The 26,492-nt window shown below is 50.2% G+C and carries 26 protein-coding genes and 1 pseudogene; 16 read left to right on the top strand and 11 right to left on the bottom strand.

The annotated features are described in order from the left end of the window. Nucleotides 1-68: 68 nt before the first annotated feature. The 5 genes from CSA35_05640 to CSA35_05620 form a co-directional block, all read right to left on the bottom strand. Nucleotides 69-254: a hypothetical protein gene (locus CSA35_05640; protein ID PIE54428.1), complete on the bottom strand. Its 186-nt coding sequence runs from the start codon at nucleotides 252-254 to the stop codon at nucleotides 69-71. A 119-nt stretch (nucleotides 255-373) separates the two neighbouring features. Then, nucleotides 374-583 carry a hypothetical protein gene (locus CSA35_05635; protein PIE54427.1) on the bottom strand — a complete coding sequence of 70 codons (210 nt, stop codon included), beginning with the start codon at nucleotides 581-583 and terminating at the stop codon, nucleotides 374-376. Between the two features lie 142 nt (nucleotides 584-725). Beyond that, nucleotides 726-2,483, bottom strand: coding sequence for a hypothetical protein (locus CSA35_05630; GenBank protein ID PIE54426.1), 1,758 nt, complete (start codon nucleotides 2,481-2,483; stop codon nucleotides 726-728). A gap of 126 nt (nucleotides 2,484-2,609) precedes the next feature. Further along, nucleotides 2,610-3,137: a YeeE/YedE family protein gene (locus CSA35_05625; protein PIE54425.1), complete on the bottom strand. Its 528-nt coding sequence runs from the start codon at nucleotides 3,135-3,137 to the stop codon at nucleotides 2,610-2,612. Nucleotides 3,138-3,142: 5 nt separating this feature from the next. Further along, the gene (locus tag CSA35_05620) at nucleotides 3,143-3,664 is read right to left on the bottom strand and encodes a YeeE/YedE family protein (protein ID PIE54424.1); all 522 of its coding nucleotides are present in this window, start codon (nucleotides 3,662-3,664) and stop codon (nucleotides 3,143-3,145) included. A 142-nt stretch (nucleotides 3,665-3,806) separates the two neighbouring features. On the opposite strand from CSA35_05620, the gene CSA35_05615 reads away from it, so the two are divergent. Continuing rightward, nucleotides 3,807-5,708, top strand: coding sequence for a S9 family peptidase (locus CSA35_05615; protein PIE54423.1), 1,902 nt, complete (start codon nucleotides 3,807-3,809; stop codon nucleotides 5,706-5,708). A gap of 128 nt (nucleotides 5,709-5,836) precedes the next feature. Here CSA35_05615 and CSA35_05610 read toward each other — a convergent pair whose 3' ends face one another. After that, the gene (locus CSA35_05610; protein ID PIE54422.1) at nucleotides 5,837-6,577 is read right to left on the bottom strand and encodes a GntR family transcriptional regulator; all 741 of its coding nucleotides are present in this window, start codon (nucleotides 6,575-6,577) and stop codon (nucleotides 5,837-5,839) included. Nucleotides 6,578-6,802: 225 nt separating this feature from the next. Between CSA35_05610 and CSA35_05605 the strand changes: the two genes are divergently transcribed. The 6 genes and pseudogenes from CSA35_05605 to CSA35_05580 all read left to right on the top strand — a co-directional run bounded on the left by CSA35_05605 (nucleotide 6,803) and on the right by CSA35_05580 (nucleotide 12,184). Next, nucleotides 6,803-8,176: a sodium:solute symporter gene (locus CSA35_05605; protein PIE54421.1), complete on the top strand. Its 1,374-nt coding sequence runs from the start codon at nucleotides 6,803-6,805 to the stop codon at nucleotides 8,174-8,176. 50 nt (nucleotides 8,177-8,226) lie between these two features. After that, the gene (locus CSA35_05600) at nucleotides 8,227-8,475 is read left to right on the top strand and encodes a hypothetical protein (GenBank protein PIE54420.1); all 249 of its coding nucleotides are present in this window, start codon (nucleotides 8,227-8,229) and stop codon (nucleotides 8,473-8,475) included. 2 nt (nucleotides 8,476-8,477) lie between these two features. Beyond that, entirely contained in the window at nucleotides 8,478-9,032 is a 555-nt protein-coding gene (locus CSA35_05595; GenBank protein PIE54419.1) for a hypothetical protein, read from the top strand. A 20-nt stretch (nucleotides 9,033-9,052) separates the two neighbouring features. Continuing rightward, nucleotides 9,053-10,618: a histidine ammonia-lyase gene (locus tag CSA35_05590; GenBank protein PIE54418.1), complete on the top strand. Its 1,566-nt coding sequence runs from the start codon at nucleotides 9,053-9,055 to the stop codon at nucleotides 10,616-10,618. A gap of 2 nt (nucleotides 10,619-10,620) precedes the next feature. Then, nucleotides 10,621-11,613 carry a hypothetical protein gene (locus CSA35_05585; protein ID PIE54417.1) on the top strand — a complete coding sequence of 331 codons (993 nt, stop codon included), beginning with the start codon at nucleotides 10,621-10,623 and terminating at the stop codon, nucleotides 11,611-11,613. A gap of 204 nt (nucleotides 11,614-11,817) precedes the next feature. Next, nucleotides 11,818-12,184 (top strand): annotated as a pseudogene (locus tag CSA35_05580) (IS5/IS1182 family transposase). A 200-nt stretch (nucleotides 12,185-12,384) separates the two neighbouring features. Here the strand turns inward: CSA35_05580 and CSA35_05575 are convergent. Further along, nucleotides 12,385-12,939, bottom strand: a complete 555-nt coding sequence (locus CSA35_05575; GenBank protein ID PIE54416.1) for a hypothetical protein — start codon at nucleotides 12,937-12,939, stop codon at nucleotides 12,385-12,387. A gap of 271 nt (nucleotides 12,940-13,210) precedes the next feature. On the opposite strand from CSA35_05575, the gene CSA35_05570 reads away from it, so the two are divergent. The 4 genes from CSA35_05570 to CSA35_05555 all read left to right on the top strand — a co-directional run bounded on the left by CSA35_05570 (nucleotide 13,211) and on the right by CSA35_05555 (nucleotide 17,756). Beyond that, nucleotides 13,211-14,887, top strand: a complete 1,677-nt coding sequence (locus CSA35_05570; protein ID PIE54415.1) for a hypothetical protein — start codon at nucleotides 13,211-13,213, stop codon at nucleotides 14,885-14,887. Between the two features lie 171 nt (nucleotides 14,888-15,058). Beyond that, complete coding sequence (gene panB / locus CSA35_05565; protein PIE54414.1) at nucleotides 15,059-15,889, top strand: 3-methyl-2-oxobutanoate hydroxymethyltransferase; 831 nt, start codon at nucleotides 15,059-15,061, stop codon at nucleotides 15,887-15,889. Nucleotides 15,890-15,912: 23 nt separating this feature from the next. After that, nucleotides 15,913-16,263, top strand: a complete 351-nt coding sequence (locus CSA35_05560) for a sodium:pantothenate symporter (protein PIE54413.1) — start codon at nucleotides 15,913-15,915, stop codon at nucleotides 16,261-16,263. Beyond that, nucleotides 16,260-17,756 (top strand): sodium/panthothenate symporter, encoded by a 1,497-nt coding sequence (locus CSA35_05555; protein PIE54412.1) that lies wholly within the window; start codon nucleotides 16,260-16,262, stop codon nucleotides 17,754-17,756. The genes CSA35_05560 and CSA35_05555 overlap by 4 nt, the downstream gene beginning before the upstream one ends. Nucleotides 17,757-17,873: 117 nt before the next feature. On the opposite strand, the gene CSA35_05550 is transcribed toward CSA35_05555, so the two are convergent. After that, nucleotides 17,874-18,797 (bottom strand): EamA family transporter, encoded by a 924-nt coding sequence (locus CSA35_05550; protein PIE54411.1) that lies wholly within the window; start codon nucleotides 18,795-18,797, stop codon nucleotides 17,874-17,876. Between the two features lie 428 nt (nucleotides 18,798-19,225). Between CSA35_05550 and CSA35_05545 the strand changes: the two genes are divergently transcribed. From CSA35_05545 to CSA35_05525, 5 genes are all read left to right on the top strand, one after another. Then, a complete protein-coding gene (locus CSA35_05545) occupies nucleotides 19,226-20,152 on the top strand; it encodes a 2-dehydropantoate 2-reductase (protein ID PIE54410.1) in 927 nt (308 codons plus the stop codon). Nucleotides 20,153-20,188: 36 nt separating this feature from the next. Next, on the top strand, nucleotides 20,189-21,184 hold the full coding sequence (locus CSA35_05540; protein PIE54409.1) for a C4-dicarboxylate ABC transporter substrate-binding protein: 996 nt from the start codon (nucleotides 20,189-20,191) through the stop codon (nucleotides 21,182-21,184). Between the two features lie 75 nt (nucleotides 21,185-21,259). Next, nucleotides 21,260-21,748: a C4-dicarboxylate ABC transporter substrate-binding protein gene (locus CSA35_05535; GenBank protein ID PIE54408.1), complete on the top strand. Its 489-nt coding sequence runs from the start codon at nucleotides 21,260-21,262 to the stop codon at nucleotides 21,746-21,748. Beyond that, on the top strand, nucleotides 21,745-23,028 hold the full coding sequence (locus CSA35_05530; protein PIE54407.1) for a C4-dicarboxylate ABC transporter permease: 1,284 nt from the start codon (nucleotides 21,745-21,747) through the stop codon (nucleotides 23,026-23,028). Before CSA35_05535 ends, CSA35_05530 begins: the two co-directional genes overlap by 4 nt. Before the next feature lie 152 nt (nucleotides 23,029-23,180). Then, entirely contained in the window at nucleotides 23,181-23,975 is a 795-nt protein-coding gene (locus CSA35_05525; GenBank protein PIE54406.1) for an IclR family transcriptional regulator, read from the top strand. 452 nt (nucleotides 23,976-24,427) lie between these two features. On the opposite strand, the gene CSA35_05520 is transcribed toward CSA35_05525, so the two are convergent. The 3 genes from CSA35_05520 to CSA35_05510 form a co-directional block, all read right to left on the bottom strand. After that, entirely contained in the window at nucleotides 24,428-25,408 is a 981-nt protein-coding gene (locus tag CSA35_05520) for a peptide ABC transporter ATP-binding protein (GenBank protein ID PIE54405.1), read from the bottom strand. A gap of 12 nt (nucleotides 25,409-25,420) precedes the next feature. Further along, a complete protein-coding gene (locus tag CSA35_05515) occupies nucleotides 25,421-26,392 on the bottom strand; it encodes a dipeptide/oligopeptide/nickel ABC transporter ATP-binding protein (GenBank protein ID PIE54404.1) in 972 nt (323 codons plus the stop codon). 18 nt (nucleotides 26,393-26,410) lie between these two features. Continuing rightward, nucleotides 26,411-26,492: ABC transporter permease (locus CSA35_05510; GenBank protein ID PIE54403.1), on the bottom strand; the 82-nt coding region annotated here is incomplete at its 5' end.

Genomic DNA, 26,492 nt, shown 5'->3' with positions numbered 1-26,492 from the left:
CAAAAAATTTGGCTTTACGTAGCTGCCTCAATTATCTTACAAGTTCGAACGACTATCTGTCAAACATATCACCAGGCCCGAATAAAAACTAAAAAATCTAAGAAAACCCCGCCGCCAAAATCACCAGAACCTGCGCAGACGGTAACCCCGTCCAGAATTACCGTGCTGTCACGACCCATGGATGTTACCATGGAAGGCTTATAAAGGCCGTTGACTCTCACGTTCTGATCCACCGACAAGGTCGCTCCGTTCACCCTTCATTGGAGTTATTCAAAAAAACTCAGTGGACATGAGACATAATAAGCAATAGATTCTAGTACTACGCTAATGGTGAGCTCATCGATAACTGGAGCGAGACCGGTGAAATAAAAGGTTATGTTTTTATAATACCCCTTTCCTGAAAGATTTCTTTTACTGCAAACATAGCGTTTAAAGCAGTTGGGAATCCCGCATATACGGACATTTGTATTATTATCTCGACTATTTCTTCAGGCTTGCAACCCACATTTAACGCCCCATTTATATGAATTTTGAGCTGTGGAAGACAATGCCCTAAAGATGTGAGCGCCGCAACAGTTGCCATTTAACGGTTTTTAAATCTAAACCTGGACGCCGATTGTTCATGATCAACATACAATCCGCCCCCAAGGTTTATCTAAAAAAAAACCTCGGGGGCGGATCTAGCAGCAACCTGAAGAAGGCTTCATAAAGCCCTTCTCAATCTTCTAGTTGGAAATGTCTTCTGACTGAACGTGATCTTCTGAGGATGTCTCTGCAAGCTGGGATTGGATAATCTTTTTGATAACGTCACTGTCTACCTGACTCTGCTGGGCTTCCTGCGGAGCCTCTACTTCTTCATTCTCAGGAGAGACAGAGCTTTTTTCCAAGACAGATATCTTCTCCTCCAGAGCCCGCTGACGCTCCTCGTGAGCCGAGATGCTTTGAAGAGCCTCCGTCAGCTGTGCGGTTTTTGCCTGAAGCTGCTGTTTCAGGGCCTCAATTTCTTCCTGAGCTTTACTGGAAAAGAGCTCGGCGTCTTTCAATTGAGCCACAAAACCGTCAACTTTCGACTGGGCCTGAGAGAGAAGCTTGTCCTTCTCCGCCGTAGCTTTTGCAAGCGCTTCTTTGGCAGCGGCACTGGCCTGAGTCATTTGGTCGGCGACCTTGCGAGCGCTCTCCAGGAGAGCACTCTTCTCAGAAAGCTCCTTGGCCTTCTTCACGACATCAGCCTTCAGTGCCGTCAACTCTTCCTTGAGAGAGACCAATTGTCCTTTAGACTCTTCGGCTAAAGAGCGAAGTTTGGCAGAAGCCGCTTCCAGCCCCTTAAGCTCCTGGTCTCGACTGGCGATGACAGCCTTGAGCTTTTTGATATCGGCATCCTTGATAGCCAGAGCCCGCTCGGCACTTTTTTTCTGCTCGTTCAGAATATCTTTCGCTTTGGATGCGTTGAGTTTCAGGTCCGAGAGCCCTTTTTGGCTCACAGCCAGATCGGCCTTGACTGTGGACAGCGTTACAGCCTGCTCCTTGAAGCTCCGCTCGGCCTGAGCGGCTTTATCCTTCGCTGCCAGGAGATCACGTTTGGCACTCTCAAGCTGAGATACTAAGGCAGCGTTATCCTTTTCCCTCTTGACGATATCAGCTCGAGCCTTGTCAAGCGCATCTCTGGTGATGGCCAGAGTTTCTTTGGTGATAGACAGGCTATCCTGTGTAAGCTGAAGCGTGCTCTTGATCGGCCCTTGAGCTTTCTCATCCTTCTGGACAAGCTTGGATCGACGAACAGCAGGCAAAGGCAAAGAGCCTCCCTCGGTCAGAAGCTGTTCACAGGAACGCAAAGATCGAGCGTATGTCCGAAGCTCGGACTTTCGATCCGCCACGGACCGACGAAGATACTCCTCGTGACGAGCCAAAACAAGCCTATCGCTGCTGACCGTATCTTTCAGCCCAGCAAGATCCTTATCAAATCCCTTCAGAGAGCTCTGAACCGTCTGATTCGCCTCTTTCAGGGCAACATCGACGGAGGCCGCTAGGGAGGACTTTAACTCAGCAACTTCCTTCTTTAGGGATGCGATCACCTTTTCTTGCTGAGCAAGACTACCGGAGGTAGAGCCTATCCGCTTGTCCATCAAAGTCCAGATGACGTTAAAAAAGACGAGCAGCACAAGAGCTGCAATAGCATATTTTTTCCAGTTTTTTTTGAAATCAGGCATCATGCTCTCCTTTGATTCGTCTGCTTCCCGCTCATCCTCAGAGAATTGTTCGTCATCGCCGCTGAGCCATTTTAAGCCGCTGAACCAATTGGTCAAAAACGACAAGGCTCCCCCTTCCTCCTCCGATACATCGGTTTTCCTGACGCCTTCCCGAACTTCATCCTGGTCCTCCCAGACTTCCTCTCGGAAGTCTCCGCTGGATGGCATACCGTCCTTCACCCCTGACCGGAGATTTTCCCGATCCTCTCTGTGTTCCTCCCGCTCGTTATTTTTCACTGAGAACTCTCCTCCTTATATTCCATTTCCACGTAGCAGAATGAATTTATAGTCCAGCCTATCATCTTTCCCTCCATTGTACCATTTGTCCTTTTCGGAAAAAACGGACAGGAGCACTTCACAGTATCACAGATCATAACGCTCGAAAAGGTACATAAGCAGGAGTGACAGCGCTCCGAAACCAACAACCCAGGGCCAGGGTGACGTACCGCTCAATCCCGGCAGAGTAACAGGCCCCAGAGCCCCCCATGAAAGAGCCGAAATCCTGATAAAGGGGTAAAACTCGGCGAACAGCATTGCTCCACAGACCATGCCGATCAGACCAGCCAAGGCATCAAAACGCCCCTCACCCAGAGCCCCCACGGCCGTGGCAGGACAGTACCCTAAAAGGGCCCAACCAATACCAAAGATAACACCACCAACCAGGTTCGTTCCCATCACAGTGGGCTTGACCGACAGGGTTACCCAGCCGAAGTAGTTCAGAATTTGGATTCCGATCATCCCTGTCATAATAGCTGAGAGAAGAAACTTTATAATCGTCATGTCTTCCAGAAGGAGAGCTCCAAGCTGGCGATCGTACCGCAAGACCTCGGAACGATGCATCAGAATACCGAAAAGAAAACCAGTTCCCACTCCCATCAAAGACTGGAACATGACTATCAGCTCCTGCCGTAGAGGATCCGGGCCGTGACGACACCGCCAAGGGCAAAAGCCCCAAGCGCCACAACCCCGCTGAGGGAGAGCTGCATGATACCGCTGAGCCCGTGACCGGAGGGACACCCCCCTGCCATTCTGGCACCAAAAGCCACCAGCACACCACCGAAGAAGGCCACGAGAAGCCGAACAAAAGGGCGACCGCCAAAACGCTCTCGCCAAAGATCAGGAATTCCCTCAATGAAAAACGTCCCATTCAATGTCGACGAGAGCAGAGCTCCGATCAAAATTCCTCCGAGAAAAAGGAGCTGCCAATCAACGACAAAAGAGTACTTCCTAAAATACATAAGGGCTTGAGCGTGATCGGGTGACAGCCACCCCGTAACGGCAGCCCCGATGCGGGCAAAGGATGTGGAGGCACCGAAAAATTTTCCGCTGAGGGCAACGGAGGCCACCCCCAGAAGCCCGGTCAAAACACCTGCAACGTACGGATTGAGAGGGCGCTGTCCCTTTTCAAACGAATACATTCAGAAAAACCTCCCCCGACATCGTGCTTAAAACTCACGATGCACAGAATAGACTCGATAAAAAAATCGGCAATTTCACCGGGTATCCAGACAACAATACACCTTATAATGAGTTTATATCTATACTAAGGAGGATACCACATTGAAAGGGACACTCGCTATAGCTCTTGCCTCAGCTACATCGTTTCTCTGGGCCTCCCCCCTGTGGGCACAAGGCCAAGCACCAAGACTTCCCCTTGAGGACTTCTTTCGCCTCCCCACTCAGACTTCCTACCACCTTTCTCCCGATGGCAGTCACTATGCCCTTCTCCAGCCATGGCAGAATCGCCTTAATATATTTGTGGCTCCCATCGGTGGAGAACCCAAACGAATCACAGCTTCCACCGAGAGAGACATCCGGGCATACACGTGGGTCAGTGACGAAACCCTGGTCTACCTGCAGGACAAGGGCGGCGACGAGAACTATCACCTGTACGCTGTCTCCATTGAAGGAGACGGTGTCCGTGACCTGACGCCCTTTGATCAGGTCAAGGCTGGTCTCTTGGATGACCTCGAAGACGACGAGACTCACGTCCTGATCGAGATGAACCGTCGGAATCCCGAGATCTTCGACGTCTACAAGGTGGACGTCACGACAGGAGTCATGGACATGGTCGCCGAGAACCCCGGCAGTGTGGCCGGATGGATGACGGACCACAACGGAGAGATCAGAATTGCCTACGCCATGGAAGGGCTGAAACGAACCATCCTCTATCGGGAGGACCAACAGTCCCCCTTCAAGCCCATTTTCTCCACCGATTTCACTGATACAGTTGCTCCCGTAGGCTTCACCGCCGACAACGCAAAGCTCTACGTCATGTCCGACCTGGACCGAGACACGACGGCCCTCTACGTCTTTGACCCCGAGACAAAAACTTTGAGTGCCCCTCTTTACGAGAGGCACGACGTGGACCTCGCGGGCATCGCCTGGTCCCGAGCCCGCAAAAAGCTCCTGGCGGTGACATACTATACAGATAAACGTCACCGTCATTTCTTCGACGACGAGACCAAAGAGCTCTTCGACCAGTTTAAGACTCAGTTTCCCGACTACTCCGTGGGTATCTCGAGCATGAGCAAGGACGAGCAAAAAATGATCGTCTCCATAGCCAGCGACCGCATGCCCGGCAGACTCTACTACTACGATCTGGACCACCCGGGAAAATACACCTTGGTTGCCGACCTGTACCCTTGGATCGATGAGCAATATATGGCCTCCATGAAACCTATCCAATACACCACCGACGATGGCCTTACTATAAACGGATACCTGACCGTTCCTCTGGGCCTTGAGGCCAAGAACCTGCCGGTGGTGGTCCTCCCCCACGGCGGACCGGAGGCTCGAGACTACTGGGGATATCGATCAGACGTCCAGTTCCTTGCCAACCGCGGCATTGCAGTCCTTCAGGTAAACTATAGAATTTCTACAGGCTACGGTAAAAAATTCTGGATGGCCGGCTTTAAACAATGGGGGCGAAAGCAACAAGATGACATCACAGCTGGCGTCCACTGGCTCATCGATCAAGGTATCGCCGATCCAAAACGGATCGCCATTTATGGCGGCTCTTACGGGGGCTACGCCACTCTCATGGGCTTGATCAGGACACCGGACCTCTACACCTGCGGAATCGACTACGTGGGAGTCTCCAACCTCTTCACCCTGATGGACTCCATACCGCCCTACTGGGAGCTGGCCCGAGCCGAGATGTATCAGACTATCGGAGATCCCGAAAAAGACAAGGAACTTCTTCGGGAAGTATCGCCCGTCTTCCATGCCGACGCCATTAAAGCCCCTCTTTTCATAGCTCAGGGAGCTAACGACCCTCGGGTGAACAAAGCTGAATCGGACCAGATGGTAGAAGCGATGAACAAGCGAGGCATTGAGGTTCAGTATATGGTCAAAGACAACGAGGGCCACGGATTCCACAACCAGGAAAACCGCTTTGACTTCTACCGAGCCATGGAAGAATTTCTAACGAAGAACCTTAAGCTGGACGCAAAAAACTGATACGTATCCAACCGATACCAACTATCGTACGAATTCGGCTAATCTTGAAATAACCAAAACTTCTCATATAGCCCAACAAAAACGCCGTCTCTTGAATGGCAAGGAGACGGCGTTTCACAGTTCAGGTTTTAAAAATCGCCTTTGCTTGGCAACAGAACATGCAAAGTTTCTGTATACCTTTCCTTCAAAGTCCAATGAACATCTCTTATAAAATCAGCCACTTCTTTTTTAGAGCCATGCCCTATAAGGTCGATTATAGTCTCATGCTCATTCCAATAATCCCATTCATCTTTCTTCACTTCAGCTGAACTAAAATCTCTCGCTGGGAAATTATAAAGCCGACTATAAAGCCCATTGAGCTGACGAACCAACATAGCATTATCCGAAAGAGAGTGAAAGACACCGTGGAATGCTTTGTTGAGTCGATGTGCATTAGAAAAATCATCTGCAGTAAAATCACTCTGCGCTTTTTGAACAATCTCTCTCATCCTGTTGAGGTGAATGGGAGCGATGTAATCGAAAACAGACATAAGCAAAGCTGATTCAAGCCCAGAACCAATCTGATAAATGTGGCGAATCATTTCCACCGAGACAGGATTGACCATAAATCCTTTTCGAGGATATATGGTAACAACACCGTCAGCCTCTAAAAGGATCAAGGCATCCCTCAAGGGCGTTTTACTAATGCGCAACGACTCAGCCAGTTGCCCTACATTGATGTAACATCCTGGCTCCAAATTGCCAGCGGCAAGCTCTTCCCGTAAATAATTGTAGACTTTCTCCCTCAGGAGTACTCCGTTCTTTCTCAACAGATCCTCTCCTTTTACCCCAGCAAACCATAATCGTATTATAGCAGTTTGTCTTATCATCAAACATCATATGAGAATTAAAAATTTTTTGCAAGAAAAACAACCTAAATAGACTCTTTGGCTATATTTAAAAAAGTAAGTCTTTTTGAGCCTTGGAATATCAGCTTACTATATGATATTTTACATATAAGCATGATATTCCATCTCAGCATGGAGAGAAAATAGTATTGTCCCTGAGGGCCTGTATCGCAAGCTTTTTGAGGGTTAAGGTAAGGAGGGAAAACTATGCTTGGATTTGTTGATAATGCGATCATTCTGTTCTTTGTCGTTGTTGTTTTAGGAATCGGATACTATTTTTCTAAAACAGCTAAAGATATGGAAAGCTACTATCTAGCGAACAGAAGTCTCCCGTGGTCATTGGTTGTAGGGACTTTGGCCGCTTCATGGTACGGAGGCATTGGAGTCGTAGGTACCGTAGGATACGCAGCGGTCTATGGCATATCTACATGGACCATATGGTCCATCGGCGCTCACTTGGTTCGGATGCCTTTAGCCCTCTGGGTCGGACCGAGAATTCAAATTCGGACAGACATAACCGTTCCTGACCTTCTTGAGAGCCTCTATGGGAAAAAAGTCGCCATTATCGGTGCTATCATGATGTTCTTTGTCTGTGCCCAGATCGGTGAGATCACAGCTGTTGGCTATATAGGACAAGCTGCTTGGGATGTAAGCAACGTCCTAGCAGGAACAATCATGGTAATAATCGTAGTCTTGTTGACAGTATTAGGAGGATTGATGGGGGTCGCTGTCACAGACATGATCATGTTTTTCTGTATGGTCGTCGGCGTTACCATGTGCTTTCCCTCCCTTTTCGAAAACATTGGTGGCTGGGTAGGTCTGCGCCAAGCATTAGGTGAAAATGCAAAATTGGCAGACCCTACCGGAGGAATGGGCTTTTGGAAAGCCGTCATGTTGCTCATCTTTTGTTTCAGCCCTTACGCAGATCCCACCTTTTACCAGCGCTTTTCTGCATCGAACTCGCCCCGGATTGGCCGTCGAGCTCTTCTCACTTGTTTTTGCATCTGGATCGCTTTTGATATCGTCATCTGCACCACTGGAGTTATCGTACGAGCACTTCACCCTGATGCTCAGCCAGAAGTCGCCTATGTTCAGATTATCCTTGAAAACTTGCCCATTGGAATTCGGGCTCTCTTTATCGTAGGCCTCGTTGGAGCGATCATCTCCACTTTGGACAGTTATTATCTGGTGGGCGGAACCACACTGGCTAACGATATCTACGCACGCTTTAAAGGCATCGACACTCTACCCCAAAAGACGATCGTTACCTACACCAGAATCGCCGTCGTCATGCTCGGAATTATTGGCCTTTCATTAGCGTTTAAGTTTAAACTCGTGTACGATGCATTCCTATTCGTAGGAAGTATTTGGATGTCGGCTGCTTTCATCCCCATCGTGGGGGGGTTGGTTGGAAAGGGACGTAAAACAGAGCTCGGCGGTCTCTTGGGTATGATTGTCGGGGGAACTGCATTTGGTATTCTGAAAGCATTCCCACAGATAACCACGATAGAGCCGCTCATACTTTCGCTCCCCGCATCCTTCTTAGCCTGGTCAATAGGCAATCGCTTCGGGAAACAGTAAAGACACTATAAACAGCTAAGCCGATCTGAATTATTGGAGGAGGTTTTATTATGAGTAGTCACATAGAGGAAAAACCCAAAGGTTTAAAAATCGAATGGATCGGTATAGATGGTTTCCTGATACTGCTCTACGGAACCATCGTAGGAAGCATCTTCTATGCCCTCAAGACATCCAACAATTTTATCATTGGCAAGCTGATTCCTGCGGTGATAATGATCACAGTCACGGTCATCTTTTTTACGTACATCGGCAGTATCCTCTCCTTTATGAGACACAGTCGCAAAGGAACCGATAGCTAACCATGACCGACACTGTTACGGTGCACTCTTTCCCCATCGTCATTGAGAAAGAAGACGCTATGCAACAAGCCCGGAGGAAAGGGGGACCTCTAGGTCGCCTTTTCCTCCGGGGACAGTCAGTTTATGAGCTCAGACTCCACTTCGTCGAATATTTTATTCTCACATTCGAGGTCGTTCATACACCTAATTTTATCTCTCGTACTTTTTTTGGAGAGAGGGGACAAAAAACCCAGTATTGTCGTGTTCTCGCTAATGGAAGTACGGGGGGAGCCGCTTGGGCTGAAGAACTCCCCGATACGATAGAGGAGCACATGCTACCGGAGGCGAACATCCAAACAAGTCAATTCTCATTGGAGCACATGACTTCTCGAGGTAAATCTCTCGTTTTACGTGTGTTGAGAAGACGCATTGGGGGCATGCCACAAGTCACACTCAAAAAAACTGAATCCGTATACAGACCTTTTTATGTTGCTCTGTACGGGCAAGCTATAGAAGGGAAAAAGCAGCGATATATCCCTATCGCTGCAGATGGGTGGGGAACACATCGCACATTTTAAAATTGTAAGGAGCGCAAGCTATGCATGATTTCAGCACTCTCCATTGGAGAAAGGCTCCGAAAATCGAAAACGTTCTTCTAGGACCTCCAATCAACATAGAGGATGTCGTCGCTGTCGCCCGCTATCAGGCAAAGGTGTCATTTAGCGAGCCTTATATCGAGAGGGTCGAACGGTTCAGACGCCATATCGATAGATTTTCAGAAGAAGAAAAACCGATCTACGGTATCACAACCGGACTTGGAGAAAATTGGAATCGTTACATATCTCCGGAAGATCGCAAAATTGTCCAAAGGAATCACGTTCTCTCCCACGCCTGCTCGGTAGGGGAACCCCTTAAGGAAGAGTGTGTCCGAGCAATGATGTTCGTCATGCTTCAACATTTTGGTACAGGTCATGCAGGAATGAGCCTACCGACGCTCAAGATGCTGGCTGATATGCTCAATGCTGGAGTAACTCCCATCGTTCCAAGCCACGGTAGTGTGGGCTATATCTGTCACGAAGGGCACATTGGGGCTGCCATGATCGGTGAGGCCTATGTAACATACCAAGGGGAAGTCATGCCTGCCGATCGTGCTTTAGAGGCCGCTGGACTTAAACCGATAACACTTAGGAGCAAGGAAGGGCTAACCATTGTTTCGGGGACTACATCTGTAACCGCCCTTACATGTCTCGGCCTCTATGATTCTCTCATAGCGGCCCAAACAGCGGATATTGCAGCAGCAATGTCCCTGGAAGTCTTAAAAGGCACTCTAAAAGCTATGGATCCTCGAATCCACGATGTCCGTCCTCATGTCCATCAAGGTCACACAGCAAAGAATATCAGAACCTTGCTCAAAAACAGCAAAATCGCAGAAAGGTACAAAGACTACAGAGTCCAAGACGCACTTTCGCTGCGTTGCATCCCACAACTTCACGGAGCAACAAAAAAGATTTTAATCGACGGACTCACAACCTTGATCACTGAATTGAACTCATCTGTCGATAACCCTCTTGTTTTTGAAAGCAACGAGGGAGCCGAAGCAATTATGGCCTGTAATGCAGATGGCTCCTATGTCGGGATCGCTGCAGACTGCGCAGCTATCGCTATAACAGGCCTAGCGAAAATTTCAGAACGACGTCTTGAGCGGATGGTTAACCACCACGTCAGCGAACTGCCTGCCTTTTTGAACAGCAACCCAGGGCTTAACAACGGCCTCATGATCCCCCAATATGCTGCAGCCGGACTTTTGGGAGAGATGAAACTAATGAGTCACCCTGCTACAATAGATAATGGATTCACCTGCGCTAATCAAGAAGATTACACCAGCATGGGAGGGAATGCTGCTATGAAATTATATCGTTCTACTCCGCTATTTCAGTATATTCTCGCCATTGAAATTCTAAACGCCTGTCAGGCTCAAGACTTCTACGAGGAACTCTCTCCCTCTCCTGCGACACAATCCGTTTATGACCGAGTTCGACGGGAAGTACCTATGATTCATCAAGATCAATTTATGCAACCCCTCATCGAAGCTATCGCCACAATGGTACGAGAGGGTAAGATTCTTAAAGCAGCCGAAACGGTTACTGGTCAACTGGAGTTCTAACCATGGAAAATATCGGCCAATTTGCCAAAGCTTTCGGTGCCCCAGAAGGAATAGAACAGGCTCTGAAATCTATGACAACCCCACTAGAACGACGCCTTATTCTGGATCTATCTGGAAGAAAACCACTGACCCTTTCAGAACTGGCCTCCATTATGGAGATATCCGAACATGAGGCCCGCCTTTCCATTGACGAATTCTATCACCGAGGGATCGTTTCATTAAACGGAGAAAACCGATATATCGCCGGAAATCTCTACTCTCGCTTGGACCTGTTCGCTCAGTTTGAACATGAACGATGGGCTAAGCTTCCAGTAACAATCCGAAAAAACTTAGATCAATGGTATCTCGATGAATATGGCAAACGATGTATTCATGGAATTGTCGCTAAATTTGAGAATCGAGCTAGAAAAAATTATGGAATTAAGACAATCCCAGCGTCTTCTTTAGGCAATGACATGGTTCTACCCCACGATGAAGCACTCCGCTTCTTACAGACAGTGCCAGAAAAAAATCTCTATGTGTTACCCTGTAACTGTCGCTCTATTGCTATGAACTGTGATTTTCCAGTAGAAACATGTATCCAATATTCCCCTCCCGACCGAATCAACTCCCCAATCCATCGAGGATGGGGTCGAAAAATTTCTATCATCGAAGCACAGGAAGTCATGGTATCTGCCCATAAAACTGGGCTTATGCATACTGTCGGCGAGGAAGCCATCTGTAACTGTGACAGCTGCTGCTGCTACCCAATGCGAAGTTCAACGAAACTCATGAGTAAGGGTATCTGGCCCGGGACACCATATCGAGTCGAATGGAACGAGGAGGTCTGTATTCGTTGCGGGGCCTGTATGCGACGATGCCACATGAATGTCTTTAATATAAATACAATGAAGAGAAAAAATTTCATGGTTTTTGACTCTTCTCAATGCTGGGGATGTGGACTCTGTCTAGAGGTTTGCCCAAGACAAGCCTTAACTCTTCGGCGCATTGCTTGATATTATTAAAAAACAACGCTACGCAATGATCGCCCTTCACCCCAGGATGAGGGTATCTTGCTAGATTCTATATTAACAAAACACTTGAATTTGAAACCTTTTTGAAGGTTACCCAAAGAGAGCTCCTATCATAGGGAACATGTCGTGCCTGATCTCTCAATTGGCCGTAGTTTGACACCATCATCTCCTTCATGGTGTTGTTATTTCGAGACCCTCATAGATACCAGCAAAACCAGTAAGGACATCTATGCCGATTCAGCCTGTCGAAGTCGAGAGAGCCTCTCCTGGCTTGAGGAACGAGGATACAGACCGAAGACCCAACGCAAAGGATACAGAGGCGAACCCATCACATTGTGGGAAAGACAGGGCAACAGAACAAGGTCCAAAGTCCGAAGCCGGGTGGAGCACATATTCGGAGCTCAGGTCATGAAGGCTGGTACCCTGATCATTCGAACTATTGGGAAAGCCAGAACCTCAACCGTCATAGAACTGAGGAACTTGGCCTATACCATTCATTACTCGATACTCGCTCCTGATGATGAAGTCAGGGGCGATATTTGTTGTACCCAAATCACGACAAAAGCCGAGTTATTCAGGCAAAATGTTATATATGGGATTCCTAGAGGTTCCCAAGAACCTCTTAGCGATCAGAAGATAATAAAACTGTTTTGGAGTAATCATGAGCCTTCGTTCGTTGACTCGGCAGGCAATTCCTCACAGAAGGATACTCGGGGCATGATGAGCGCTCCTTAACATTTTGGTATAGAGCATTCAGGGGATCAGCATTTGTACGCATCGGCTCCCGTCATAAATTGATGGACTAACTTGCGCATCTCTCTGCGTGCAAACAGGAAATCCCTCAATATCAGAAACATCAGGGAGCCTTAGCTTTCCAGGCAGTCTGTCCTGCAGAACATTCCACAAACATTCAACACGTCCCTTTGCCTCAGGAGAGAGGGCGAAGATCTTGCCTGTACCGAGGCCCTTCACCCCCTGTCCAAACGTGCTCAAACGTCGTTCCTTCCCCAGAGCCAATGCGGACACATAGCCTGCGGTACTCTCATTCTCAGTCAAGTACGCACCGACGACGATACCCGTAGCGTCGTCGATATAAGCGTGAAGAGCAGTACAGCCCTTCCTCTGCCTGGGATGTTTGCCCCTGTTGCCGTGAATGAGGGCCATTTCACCGTGAGCTTTGTACTTCTTCCTGAGGCTGATAATCCGCCTCCGACAGAGGCTCAGGGACTCCGCTGCCTCATGATTGCTCATCCCCCCGTTGACCAGCAGCTCCATGACCTTGATCCGCTTGATTTCCCTGTATGACACTGTCACTCGCTCCTGTCTCATACCCATGTAGTATCCAGGAAACTCCTGTCGGAGGGGTGACTTTTTCTCTGATTCAGTTATGGGGTGACAGTTCAACGCCAAGAGGTGTCTCTATAATGTTGCATTGGCTGACTAAAGGGAGTATGCTATTAATGGATTTAAATGAGACCCTTGTTCGTATTATGAGATTACGCTAGCCATAATATAGTTCGTATCAAGGCTGCGTTGGGACATTTCAAAAGTATAAAAGGGAAAGAAAGGAGGCACTCTTGTGAAGGAGGACCCCATGCTGAGCAATAAGCTTGACATGGCTTTCGTAAACGGTAGGGTTATCACTGTAAACGCAAGGGATGAGATTGTCGAAGCAGTCGGTATTAAGGGAAACCGTATCGCTTACGTAGGGAGTTCCCAAGGCATAACCCCATATCTATCGAAGGAGACAACAGTTTGGGATATTCAAGGACGCACCCTTATGCCAGGCATCAACGATACCCACTTCCACCCCATTCTGAATGGCCTTCTGGACTCAGATCTCGACTCCGGGATTATCGACACTACCAAGAAAAACTGTGACTCCCTGGAAGAAATGCTTAACAATCTTCGGAAAGCCGTCACACGAAAAAAGCAAGGCGAGTGGATCTCCATGATGGGATACGAACCGGAGCTCTTCTCCGACGAACAGCGCCATCCCACTATAGATGAGCTGGATGCCATTGCCCCGGACAACCCTGTACATTGCATGCACGGCGGCGGACACATATGTATGTACAATACGCAGGCCCTGACTTACCTCAATGTGTATACCCCACAGGATGCTGCAAAGTACCCAGAGAACGAAGTTGAAGTGATAAACGCGCGGCTCACCGGCATGGTGCGCGGTCACACCCACTTTAAGCTGTGGGGAATGGTAGAGTATACGGAGGAACAGCAGGTTCGAGCAGCCATGAAATCCCATCAGCAAGCCTTAGAGGCAGGCATTACGTCTATTGGTGACATGGGAGAATGCGGCCCCACGTCGTATCATATTATGCACAAACTTTGTCGAGACAACATCTTCAAGATTCGGGTCAATATGGCTCTCCACAGCATTTTCGGCAAAGAGTATTCCCTGGAGCAGAACGGACATTGGCTGGCTCTGGGTTTCATGTCAGGCCTTGGAGACGAGCGTTTCCGGGTTGGCCCCTGCAAGTTTATGATCGATGGAGGATCGGGAGGCCCTTCCTGTGCGACTCGCGCCCCCTATTCTCATGACCCTTCGTTGGTACGAGAGCGAGGTTGGGAGCAAGATGAGGTTCGAAAGTATATCAAGCAAATCGTTGACGCAGAGTGCCAGTGTACTGCCCATGCTATCGGCGACCTTGCAGTGGAGTTTATGGTGGAAGGATACAAAGACTGCTTTCAGGAAAACCCCGAAAAATTCAAAAATATGCGCCACCGCATCGAGCACTGTACCCTGGCAGACCAGGATTTGATTGACTGCATGGCCTCCATGAATATCTGTCCCTCCGTTAATGCAGGAATGATCCAAATGATCGGTGCCAACTACATGAAGTTCTATGGAGATCGTAATTCCTGCCTGATTGCCTTGCGCAGCATGCTTGATGCAGGAATCATGTGTTCTCTGTCAAGCGATGGGCCATCGGGGCCCAAGGGCATTCACACTATAGATGGGGCGGTTAACCGTTATGATCGAAGCCAAAACGTCCAGTGCGATGCAACTCAGAGGATATCGGTCACGGAGGCTATTCGGATAGCCACATACAACGGAGCTTACTCTTCCTTTGAGGAGAACATCAAAGGAAGTCTTGAGGTAGGAAAGTTAGCGGATATGATCGTTCTCTCGGGGGACATTTTGTCTGTGAACTCCATGGACATTCACACACTTCGGGTGGACTGTACCGTCATCGATGGTGTCGTGGAGTATGATCGAAAGCTCCGACATCGATAGGGGGCTGATATAACGGATTCAGATGAACTCCCAAGACATAAAACATCTTCTTTATGCGACAACGAAATGCAGGAAACAGCAAGGCTCGAGGATACTTCGATAAACAGGAAGAGGATCTGAAGTTTCTTTAAGAGAACGTGACATAGGATAAAAGGAAGGAGCCAGAAAAAGATGAAGAAGAAAATGTCGATCCTTGATTTTAAGAGGTACAAAGAGGAGGGCAGAAAGTTCGCCTACGTAACAGCCTACGACTACACCACGGCATCAATAGTTAACGATAGTGAGGTAGAAGTCATCCTCGTAGGGGACTCCCTCGGTATGATCATGCTCGGATACAAAGATACCGTATCTGTGACCATGGAAGACATGATCCACCATATCCGTCCTGTAGTAAAAGGCGCACCGGATACGTTCATCGTCGGAGATATGCCCTTTGGGGCCTATAACGAGAGCATCCAGCAGGGGATACACAATGCTACGAGAATGATCAAAGAAACTGGATGCGACTGCGTTAAGCTGGAGGGGGGAGCCAAATACGCTGACTTGGTAGAGGCCATCGTGAATGGCGGGATCCCGGTTATGGGGCACATTGGCCTCACACCCCAGAATGCCACGCAGCTCGGCGGTTTCAAGGTCCAAGGAGGAACGCCAGAGAGCGCTCGCCAGCTTATCAAAGATGCACAAGAACTTGAGCAGGCAGGAGCCTTTTCCATAGTTTTGGAGTGCGTTCCAAAAACAGTGGGCAAAGCCATTAGCGAAGCCGTGAGCGTCCCCATTCTTGGCATCGGAGCCGGTCCCTTCGTAGACTGCCAGGTACTAGTAACCCAAGATCTTTTGGGCATGTACGGCGACTTCAAACCGAAATTTGTGAAACTCTTCGCCAATGTTCGTGAGGTCATGGTAAATGGGCTGAACCAGTTCCACAAAGAGGCATTAAGTGGAGAATTTCCGACTGACGAATATTCCTTCAACAAAGAGGTAGAGCTCGACAAGCTTTATTAGTCTGAAGGGAGGATCGGGAGATCATGACAGAAGAGAGACAACCCCAAGTTCTTAAGAAAAACGAGTACGGGTTTATCGAAGATCCCCGCTATAAAATATGTGAAAGAGAGGCCCTGTATGGGGTCATCCTCGGCATAGTTAACCTCGTGATATGGATCGTGGGGGGATATGGCCTCGGGGGCGGGCCTGTGGAGAACTACTCCTACATCCTGGGTTTTCCAGCATGGTTCTTCATCAGCTGCATCGCTAACTCTGTATTTGCTATCGTGATGACGATATATATCGTCAAAAAGAAAATGCGGGAGATGCCCCTCGATCCCATGACAGAGGGAGAGGCAGAAGCTTTCATACGAGACGGAGGGGAACGGGTATGAATACGATACAGTGGGCCACACTTCTGCCAATCATTTGCTATTTCGGGCTCATCTACCTCATCGGCGTCTACGCTCTCAAGCTCGTGAACAGGGCCAGCCTGTGCAAGGGAGCGAGCGGCTCAGCGTACATGGAAGAGTATATGACCGGGGGACGCAACACTGGAGGCTTCGTTCTTGCTATGACCCTCGTCGCCACTTACCTGAGCGCTGGGAGCTTCACAGGGGGCCCAGGAGCAGCCTATACCCACGGACTCGCCTGGGTTTTCCTGGCCATGTCTCAAATCCCAACCGGGTACTACACCTTGATGGCCCTAGGCAAAAAGTTCGCTATTATCTCGCGAAAGACAGGGGCTAACTCCATCAGTGATTTCCTGCGTGCCCGCTACGAAAGTAACGCAGTCCTGATCATCGTATCTATGTCCATCATCTTCTTCCTCACCGCTGCCATGGCCGCCCAACTTATAGGCGCATCTCGACTGCTCCAAGGCTCTACAGGGCTCGAATACAAAACGGCACTCATCTTTTTTGCGGTGACAATGGTGGTCCATACGGCCATCGGTGGTTTTCGTGGCGTCGTTTTCAACGATACCCTCCAGGGAGTTGTGATGACTATATCCACAATAAGCCTCTTCATCGCTATCGTGGTGAAAGGGGGAGGCATCCCCAACATCGTGCAGGAAATGAAAGCCATTAACCCTGGCATGATCTCCCCTTATGGGGCGAAAGAAGGGTTCATGACAGTCCCATGGGTCTCAAGCTTCTGGGTTCTCGTCGGTTTTGCTGTCATAGGGCTACCTGCAATCGCACAGCGGGCAATGAGCTATAAGGACTCGAAGAGTCTCCACTCGGGGATCGTCTACGGAACCATAACATCCCTTTTGCTGTTGATGGGCATGCATCTCGTCGGTGCCTTCGGAATGACTCAGGTATCCGGTATTGCCTCCGGAGACCTGGTCGTCCCAACGCTTATAAGCACTCTATTCCATCCTGTGATTGCCGGGCTTATCCTCGCTGGTCCCTTGGCAGCAGTGATGTCCACAGTGGATTCGCAACTTTTGGTGGTTGTCGCTGCCATCATCAACGACTTGTTGGTGAACTATATTAATCCAGATCTGAAGGGTAAGTTTAAAACGCTTCGCATCATTACCATGGGCACCTGTGGCATCGTCGGGTTGATCATCGTAGCTTTGGCTTTTAACCCACCTGAGCTCATGGTATGGTTGAACCTCTTCGCTACGGCAGGACAGCTTTCGACCTTCCTCTGGCCCACCATTCTCGGGCTCTACTGGAAGGGGGCTAACGCGCCGGGAGCGATAGCCAGTATGGTGACCGGTATCGGAACCTACCTGTACTTCAACAATTTTATCTCGAGGCCTCTCGGACTCCATCCTATCGTGCCATCACTCTTGCTTTCCCTATTGGCCTTCATCACCGTTGCTAAATGCACTAAAAAACCCTCAGAGAAGGTCATCCGCCTCTTCTGGGGATTGTAATGCAGGGAATTTAGGAGGCAAAGCCTTCCAGCCTTACCTGTTTTAAGTTGCTGTAACAAAAAGATCTCTGGCATATAGCAGAGGTCTTTTTGTTAGAAAATCTCTTAGCATGGCGCCTCATGCTTGTCGGACTTGTCTCATGGAGGAATTGTCTTTCGCATCCCGTCGCCCAGCATCCCAGCCAGAGAGCGCCAGGGAGAGAAGTATCAAAACCATACCCAGGTAAGCCGGGAGAGGAGGGCGCTCTCCCAGAAGAAAAATACCTAAGCAGGTTGCCGTTAGCGGCTCCATAAGGCCCAGGGTATAGGCCTGTCCCACAGTGATGTAGGCCAAAGCCACGGAAAACAGGCCGTAAGGGAGAGCTGCTGAGAGTCCACCCAAGCCCAAGGCAACCGCTAATCCTCTAGGGGTTACGAGCCACGAGAGATCGACGAAGAACGTTGCGGGAAGCAGACAAAGCGCCCCAGAAATGAGGGCCACAGCAGGTCGCTCAAGCGCAGAAAGGCCTCGACGGGCAAGAGCCTTTAACTCAACACCTATCATAGCGTAGAATCCTCCACTGGCGAAACCCAGTGCAAGGCCCATAAAATCGAGACTCATTCCCTCTCCTAGAGAGACTAAAAAGAAGAGCCCTGCAAGAGCCAGACAAACGGCACCCCACCAAAGGCCTGACGGTCGTTCCCCGATAATCCATCCAAAAAGTCCGGCTGCAATCAAAGAGGATCCTATACCCAGCATGGTTCCCATCGCCACACCACATCGAGCAAGGGTGAGAAAGAAAAATACGTGAAATCCAGCCATGGCAAGACCTGGAAGGATAGCCCACGGAATAAGGCAGCATTCAAGGCGAGCCTTACCACGAACGATGAGGGTCAAGAGAAGAAATCCCCCACCGAAGGCCAATCGGGCCCACCCCAGGGCCAGGGGAACTGTTCCTGACGGAGCCTGACTCTGAATAGTTCCAGTTGTTCCCCAGGCCAAACCAGCCAGAAGCATCACAACAACACCTCTTCTGACAAATCGATTCTGCTCTCCGCTCATGATCTTCCTCCTGAATATCCTGCGTAGGCATTTTTAGAGGTGCCCTTTAAATCTTTTATATCATATTCCTCCAGAGGCGACGAGACGCCGAAATACGATAGGCTTTTAAATTAACCGATCAGCAAAAAGTAAGGCCCCTTGTCCTATTGCGTTGATTCTCTAAAGGGTGTATAGTGATAATTACTTTACATGAGACTCCTTGTTCATATTGTGAGATTCTCTGCTAAACTGCGAGGAGTTCCTATGTGAAAGCAGGCCTGGAGGCTCGAATTCTCTTGATACGTTCTTCGTAGTGCTGGAGACGGAGCAAAAAAGGGGTGCCTAATGAGAAAAACCACAATAGAGCACTTGGGAAGCACAGAGGATAGGGGTAAAAAACTTGATAGTTGTGATCTGTTCGTCTGCAACAGGCGAGAGGAGGGCTTTTGATGAAGTTTGTCATCCTTGGTGCAGGCGCCATGGGATGTCTGTACGGAGGTAAGCTATCTGAGGCTGGATACGATGTGGTTCTCCTCGATGTCTGGAAGGATCACGTCGAAGCCATAAACGACAACGGGCTGAAGATAGAAGGTATCGGAGGCAATCGGGTTATAGACGGGATCAGAGCCTGCACGGACCCTCTTCTTGCTGGAGAGGCAGACATCGTTTTCGTCTTCGTAAAATCTTCGTATACTGCCGAAGCCATGGAAAGCGCCCGATGTCTTATGGGGCAGAAGACGAAGATCCTGACACTTCAAAACGGCTTGGGGAACGTGGATGTTTTAAGCTCATTGGTTGGTCAGGATCGGATTATTGCCGGAACGACTGCCCACGGAGCTACCCTTCTCGGCCCCGGGCGAATTCGACACGCCGGTCAAGGCGATACCATTATCGGTACCCTGAATGGAAGCAATCGAGATTCTCTGGACGAATTGGCCTCCTGCCTTGAACAGGCTGGCTTTGCTACTCAGCTATCCTCTAACATCCAAGGGGTCCTTTGGGACAAGTTGGTCGTCAATGTAGGCATCAACGCCCTCACGGCTTTGACTGGTCTGACCAACGGGGCTCTTTTGGAATATAAGGAAACAGAAGAGCTGCTCGAGAAGGCCGTTGCGGAGGCCTTAGACGTGGGAAAGGCCAAGGGGGTGCGTTTCATATCGTCCGACCCGGCAGAACACGTGAAAGAGGTGTGCAGGAAAACCTCAGCGAACCTGTCGTCCATGCTTCAGGACGTGGGTAACAGCAGGAAAACCGAGATCGACGTCATTAACGGAGCCATCGTTCGAGAGGGTGAGGGGCTGGGCGTCATCACGCCGGTGAACCGAGTTCTCTATAACCTCATCAAAGTCAAAGAGATGAGATATGGTTCTAATTGATTGTGCCATTCGATTAAAACGAGGAGGTTATACATTATGAAAAAATCTTTCTTGCAAGTTGTCATTCTAGCCGTTCTGTCGCTTACGCTTATCTTCTGTTGTTCTGCCCTCGCTGCTGATAAGAGCTTCTCTCTAAAGCTTGGTCATTCCGTACCGATGACTCACCCGTATCATCTGGGAGCTGAGAAGTTCAAGGAAATGGTTGAGAAGGAAACAAACGGAGCCGTCTCAATTCGGATCTTTCCCAATAACCAACTGGGTTCAGGCGAACGGGACCTACTCGAGGGGATGCAGCTGGGGACGGTCGACCTCGTCGTATCATCCACAGGGCCGATGAGTGGTTTCGAGAAGAAGTTCATGCTTTTCGATTTCCCCTTCCTCTTCCGAGACAAAAATCACGCATACAAGACCTTGGACGGTCCTATCGGTCAGTACGTGATGGGCCTTTTAGAGAAAAAAGGCATCAAAGGCCTGGCCTGGTACGAGAATGGCTTCCGCCACCTCACCAACTCCAAACGGGCCGTCAAAACCCCCGAGGATGCTGAGGGACTGAAGCTTCGGACGATGGAGAACAAGGTCCATATGGCCATATGGAAGGCCTTGGGTGCCGACCCCACTCCCATGGCATGGGGGGAGCTTTTCACCGCCCTTCAACAGGGCGTGGTCGATGGTCAGGAAAACCCTGTTCCTGTCGTCTACACATCCAAACTATACGAGGTACAAGGTCATTTTGCTCTAACCGGACACGTGTTTTCACCATCCATGCTCCTGATCAGCAAGCGAGTATGGGACAAGATGCCCGAGGAATATCGGGATGTCCTTCTGCAAGCCGCCCAGGAGTCAGCTGTTTTCGAGCGATCAGAGATCACCAGGATGGAGGACGAGCAGGTGGCTAAACTGAAGGAGTTAGGTATGACCGTTACGTACCCCGATAAGGAGCCTTTCCTGAAGAAGACTAAGGTAGTCTACGACCAGTTCAGGGAGCAACTCGGCGATGACGGGAAGCTCTTAGACCAGATCCTGTCGGAGTAACCCCATCCGATGAGGCCGGCGAGGGACTGATAGATTCCTCGTCGGCCCTCGTTTACCGTTTATTGGAGGCTCCCAATGAAGTATTTTGAGATTGTCGTCCGAGCCCTCAACCGATTTGTTGAGGGGTGTGCCAGCGCTCTTTTGGTCGCTATGGTGGTTATCGTCTTTTTGCAGGTTCTCTTTCGATTTGTCATCAGGTCGTCCCTACCCTGGTCTGAGGAGGCAGCCAGATATATTCTGGTCTGGCTCTCGTTTCTTGGGGCCAGCATCGCCGTTCGGAGGCACGGACACGTGGGTGTCGAGGCGCTGGTCAAGCTGCTCGGGGCAACCCCTCGGCGTATGGTCTCCATGGTGGCTCTTTTCATGGCCCTGCTATTCTTCGGATTTCTGGCAGTCTACGGCTTTAAGATTCTAGGCATGGTCTTCTACCAGAGTTCCCCCGCGATGGAAATATCCATGGCCATTCCGTACTCAGCTCTCTTCGGAGGAGCGATCTTGATGACCATCTATACCACCTTCGACCTGTTAAGTGTACTGTTTGATCGAGGCGGTGATACCCTATGACGGCGGCGGTTCTTTTTTCATCTTTGGTTATCCTCTTCGGGATCAACGTCCCCATCGCCGTGGCTATCGGTCTATCGTCCTTGGTGGCCGTCCTCGTCTCCGGCTCAGTGCCGCCCGTCCTGGTCGTCCAGAAGATGATCACCGCCACAGACTCCTTCCCGCTTATGGCCGTGCCCTTTTTTCTTCTTGCAGGATCTCTCATGGAGTACGGGGGGATCTCAAAAAGGCTCGTCGACCTCGCTAACGCCTTCGTCGGTCAATTCTCCGGAGGGTTGGCATTTGTGGCCATCGTTGCCAGTCTGTTTTTTGGAGCTATCTCTGGAGCCGCTGTTCCGACGGTTGCCGCGATCGGATCGCTTCTCATCCCCGCGATGGTCCGAAAGGGGTACGCTAGCCCCTTCGCCGCTGCTGTGGAGGCCAGCGCCGGAACCTTAGGCGTGATGATCCCCCCCAGTATACCCATGATTCTGTACGGGACCCTCACTGGGGTCTCTATCGGAGCTCTCTTCATGGGTGGTATTATCCCCGGCATTTTAGTGGGACTGTCTCTTATGTTCGTCGCCTGGAAAATCTCACGCCGAAAAGGCTATAGAGGCGACGAGAAAATGTCCAGAGAAGAGAGGCGGGAGGCCTTCAAGGACGCCATGCCGGCCCTGCTCATGCCCATTATCATCCTGGGGGGTATTTACGGCGGTATCTTCACCCCTACCGAGGCAGCCGTCATAGCTGTCGTCTATGGCTTCGTCGTGGGAACCTGGGTCTACAAAGCCTTGAAGTTTGTGGTCATTCGGGAGATCCTCATCACATCCGTGGTCGGGACCTCCATTGTCATGTTCATCATATCAACCTGCTCGGTCTTCAGCTGGATATTAACGGCTGAGGAAATTCCCCTTGCGGTTGCCAAAAGTCTTTTGTCTGTATCATCAAACCCCGTGATTATTTTCACCTTGATCAACGTCCTTCTTCTGATCGTCGGGACCTTTATGGAGACTGTCGCAGCCATCATCATCCTTGTTCCCGTACTCCTCCCCGTCTTAGGACAGATTGGCGTGGATCCTCTTCATTTTGGCATCGTCATGGTGGTGAACCTAGCTGTAGGTATGGTAACTCCTCCCCTGGGTGTCTGCCTGTTTGTAGGGTGCAGTATCTCCGGGGTTACCTTGGAGGAGATTACACGGGCCATCTGGCCTTTCATACTGATCATGATCCTGGATATTCTCATCCTCACCTATATCCCGGCTCTGTCTACTCTTCTTCCCCATCTGGCTGGTCTGTATTGACAACCGTCTGCCGCTGCTATGAACGACCTTGAATCGGATCGATCGGTCGAATTCAACACGAGCTCCAAGTATCGTCTATACCTATGCATCCGAATAAGAGAGGCAAACTAGTCGATGCCTCAATCCAGGGCTTTGATGCCATGAGAGGACTGATGATTGGTGTGGGAAAGAACGTTTCCGGTACTGTCCAGTCTGTTGAACGAGCTTTAGCGATCTTGGAGCTTTTAGACGGAAGAGGCGAGTTGGCGATCAACGACATCGCCCGGGCTCTCCGTCTGGAGCGCAGCACAGCGTATCGTCTGGTCTACACGCTGAAACACCTGGGATACGTCACTCAGAACAGATCAAGCCATACCTATGCCAACAGCTTTAAGCTGTTTGAGATCGGGAACAACGTGGTCAAGCGGCTGGGGCTTCGGAAACAGGCACAGCCCTTTATGAGAGAACTCTCGGAAAAGACAGGGGAAGCCATTAACCTGGCCATCATGGACGGGAAGCACGTGGTCTACATAGACAAGATCGACAGTGTCTCCACCTTCAAGATTGACCTGACCATAGGGAGAAAGATGCCCGCCTACTGCACCGGACTGGGAAAGGCCTTGCTCGCCTGTATGGATGATTCTGCCGTCGTCGATCTTCTGGCCCAAGACCCTTTTGTGCAACACACGGAGAACACAATTTCCGATATGGAATCCCTCCTGGCTGATTTGAGGGAAACCAGAGAGCGTGGCTACGCTGTGGACAGAGGTGAATTCGTCGATGGACTTCTCTGTTTCGCCGTGCCTATACGGGGCTATAATGGCGCAGCCGTCGCGGCTGTCAGTGTAGCTCTCTTGGCGTTTCGAAGTGCAGGAAAGCAGAAGAAAATCGATACCGTCGTTCGTTGTTTACGGGACGTCGCCCACCGCTTCTCCCTCGATCTGGGGTATACAGGAAACTCTCAGTAAAGGCCAGCAGCCGCGATAAGTGCCTCACGACCGATTCGCTATCAAGAGAATGATCGATAATTCAAGCTTTACGTTGGCTTCCTCAATTGAATCAATCCACGAGGTTGTTGATTCGAAACTTTTTTCAGTATCCAGAGAGGAAGAGAAAACTGCTTGTATTTTTAAAAATCATAACTAATTTTAAGTTATTAACATTATCGAGATTCTCATTCACCCTTTCAATATTTATTCAGCAATATTTATTAAATATTTGTTGCAAATTGTATTCTGTGGTATGCCTCCCTCAAAATCAATGTTTGTGGCTTCGTCGCCTCAAACATACCCCCCGTGAAAGTCTATTCTCTGCTTTCAGCTGACACAAACGTTCAAAAGATACTGTAGGCTGCTACCTTACTTCATGCCACATATACGAACGAAAAAGGCCCCCGAGCTTGTAAGGCTCGGGGGCCTTTTTATGCACTGTGTGGTTCGAGTTTTCGTGCGTAGTGGCAGGCAACCCATCGGCCAGCCTCGAGTTCGTTGAGAACAGGCGTTTCAGTTGAACATCGCTCCTGCCTGAAGCGACATCGACCGGCAAATCGGCAGCCGGGTGGCGGCTCTATGGGGCTGGGGACATCGCCTTCCAGAAGGATTCGTGTCCGGTCCACGTCAACCTTTGCGATGGGGATCGCGGAGAGAAGCGCCTGAGTGTACGGATGAAGCGGATCTTTAAAGATGGACCGATAGTCCGAAAGTTCGACCATGGCACCCAGGTACATGACGGCGATTCTGTCGGAGACGTGTTTGACCACCGAGAGGTCGTGGGAGATAAACAGGTAGGTGAGCCCCAGGTCTTTTTGCAGTTGCTTCATGAGGTTAAGTATCTGAGCCTGAATGCAGACGTCCAACGCCGATACCGGTTCGTCCTGGACGATGAAGTCGGGATTCAATGCCAGAGCACGGGCGATACCAACTCTCTGACGTCGCCCGCCGTCCAGCTCGTGAGGGTAGGCGTTGGTGAGTCTGACGGCAAGGCCGACGATATCCATAAGTTCCCTGATCCGGGCCTGACGTTCGCTTCGGCCGGTGTAACGATGGTTCACTTCCAGAGGCTCAGCAATCAGTTCCGAGACGGACATTCTGGGGTTAAGACACGAATACGGATCCTGAAAGACCATCTGCATTCTCGTCCGCAATTCGGCCATCTCACGGGGAGACGCCGCGAGGACATCCTGACCATCCATGATCACCTGTCCTCCCGTAGCCTCCAGCAGACGGATGAGAACCCGACCGGTTGTGGATTTGCCACAACCGGATTCACCCACAAGGCCAAGGGTTTCGCCCTTGTCGATGTAGAAGCTGAGGTTGTCGACGGCGTGGAGCATGCCTTTTTTGGTTTTAAAGTATTTTTTGAGGTTCGTCACTTCGATGAGTTTGGTTCCGGTTTCAGCCATGACGGGATCCTCCTAGTCTTTCTGATGCAGGAAACAGGCCACAAAGTGCCCTGATTCGGCTTCCGTCCACCGGGGACGTTCGCTTCGGCATCGATCCATGACTTTTTCGCAACGTGGATGAAAGGGACAGCCCGACGGCAGGGACGTGGGATCCGGCGTGAGCCCCGGTATGACCTTGAGGTATTCTTCGTCGTCGTCAACGTCCGGTATGGAGTTGAAGAGACCCACTGTATACGGATGCAGGGGCGTCGTGTACAGGGGGCGTTTGTGAGCGTATTCCACCACGGAGCCGGCGTACATGATGGCGACCTTCTCGCAGATATCGGCCACAACCCCCAGGTCGTGAGTGATCATGATAAGCGCCGTGTTGAATTTTCTCTTGAGGTCTTTCATGAGCTCCAGAACCTGAGCCTGAATCGTGACGTCCAAAGCCGTCGTGGGCTCATCGGCGATGAGCAACGCCGGATTGCAGGCCAGTGCGATGGCAATGACGACCCGCTGCTTCATTCCGCCGGAAAACTGATGTGGGTATTCGTGAGCCCGCTCGGCCCGGATACCCACGACCTCCAGCATGTCGACAGCCATCTCCAGAGCCTTCTTTTTGTCCACGTCGTTGTGAAGCAGAATCATCTCGGCGATCTGTTCGTCAACCGTGATCACGGGGTTGAGCGACGTCATGGGATCCTGAAAGATCATGGAGATTTTTCCACCCCGGACAGAGCGCATCTCGTCCTCGGAGGCTTCCAGCAGATTCCGGCCCTGAAATTCTATCTCGCCGCCGACGATTCGCCCCGGAGGACTGGGGATGAGACCCATCACAGATAGGGCCGTGGTCGTCTTCCCTGCGCCAGTTTCGCCCACGAACCCCAGGGAGTCGCCGGGCTCCAGTCGAAGGTTAAGCCCCTCCACTGCCCGAACGATGCCCTCCTCTGTCGTATAGTGAACGGTGAGGTCGCGAATATCCAAAAGTATATTGTCGTTCATCTCGATCCTCCCCGTCCGCTAGTTTTTCAGTTTGGGATCCAGGGCGTCCCGAAGGCCGTCTCCCAGAAAATTCAGCGCCAGAATGGTGATCATGATGGCA

Origin of the sequence: Dethiosulfovibrio peptidovorans (assembly GCA_002748665.1) — a bacterium.
GTDB lineage: Bacteria > Synergistota > Synergistia > Synergistales > Dethiosulfovibrionaceae > Dethiosulfovibrio > Dethiosulfovibrio peptidovorans_A.
Note: the sequence above shows the minus strand (reverse complement) of the source record. Positions and strands in the feature narration are given on the sequence as shown.

Coding starts and splice junctions, on each gene's coding strand:
- CSA35_05625 (PIE54425.1), bottom strand. CDS start 3,137: ATGTTCCAGTCTTTGATGGGAGTGGGAACTGGTTTTCTTTTCGGTATT.
- CSA35_05560 (PIE54413.1), top strand. CDS start 15,913: ATGACAGAAGAGAGACAACCCCAAGTTCTTAAGAAAAACGAGTACGGG.
- CSA35_05595 (PIE54419.1), top strand. CDS start 8,478: ATGACCGACACTGTTACGGTGCACTCTTTCCCCATCGTCATTGAGAAA.
- CSA35_05635 (PIE54427.1), bottom strand. CDS start 583: ATGGCAACTGTTGCGGCGCTCACATCTTTAGGGCATTGTCTTCCACAG.
- CSA35_05620 (PIE54424.1), bottom strand. CDS start 3,664: ATGTATTCGTTTGAAAAGGGACAGCGCCCTCTCAATCCGTACGTTGCA.
- panB (PIE54414.1), top strand. CDS start 15,059: ATGAAGAAGAAAATGTCGATCCTTGATTTTAAGAGGTACAAAGAGGAG.
- CSA35_05540 (PIE54409.1), top strand. CDS start 20,189: ATGAAAAAATCTTTCTTGCAAGTTGTCATTCTAGCCGTTCTGTCGCTT.
- CSA35_05610 (PIE54422.1), bottom strand. CDS start 6,577: ATGATAAGACAAACTGCTATAATACGATTATGGTTTGCTGGGGTAAAA.
- CSA35_05530 (PIE54407.1), top strand. CDS start 21,745: ATGACGGCGGCGGTTCTTTTTTCATCTTTGGTTATCCTCTTCGGGATC.
- CSA35_05525 (PIE54406.1), top strand. CDS start 23,181: ATGATTGGTGTGGGAAAGAACGTTTCCGGTACTGTCCAGTCTGTTGAA.
- CSA35_05550 (PIE54411.1), bottom strand. CDS start 18,797: ATGAGCGGAGAGCAGAATCGATTTGTCAGAAGAGGTGTTGTTGTGATG.
- CSA35_05600 (PIE54420.1), top strand. CDS start 8,227: ATGAGTAGTCACATAGAGGAAAAACCCAAAGGTTTAAAAATCGAATGG.
- CSA35_05515 (PIE54404.1), bottom strand. CDS start 26,392: ATGAACGACAATATACTTTTGGATATTCGCGACCTCACCGTTCACTAT.
- CSA35_05585 (PIE54417.1), top strand. CDS start 10,621: ATGGAAAATATCGGCCAATTTGCCAAAGCTTTCGGTGCCCCAGAAGGA.
- CSA35_05605 (PIE54421.1), top strand. CDS start 6,803: ATGCTTGGATTTGTTGATAATGCGATCATTCTGTTCTTTGTCGTTGTT.
- CSA35_05545 (PIE54410.1), top strand. CDS start 19,226: ATGAAGTTTGTCATCCTTGGTGCAGGCGCCATGGGATGTCTGTACGGA.
- CSA35_05535 (PIE54408.1), top strand. CDS start 21,260: ATGAAGTATTTTGAGATTGTCGTCCGAGCCCTCAACCGATTTGTTGAG.
- CSA35_05590 (PIE54418.1), top strand. CDS start 9,053: ATGCATGATTTCAGCACTCTCCATTGGAGAAAGGCTCCGAAAATCGAA.
- CSA35_05520 (PIE54405.1), bottom strand. CDS start 25,408: ATGGCTGAAACCGGAACCAAACTCATCGAAGTGACGAACCTCAAAAAA.
- CSA35_05555 (PIE54412.1), top strand. CDS start 16,260: ATGAATACGATACAGTGGGCCACACTTCTGCCAATCATTTGCTATTTC.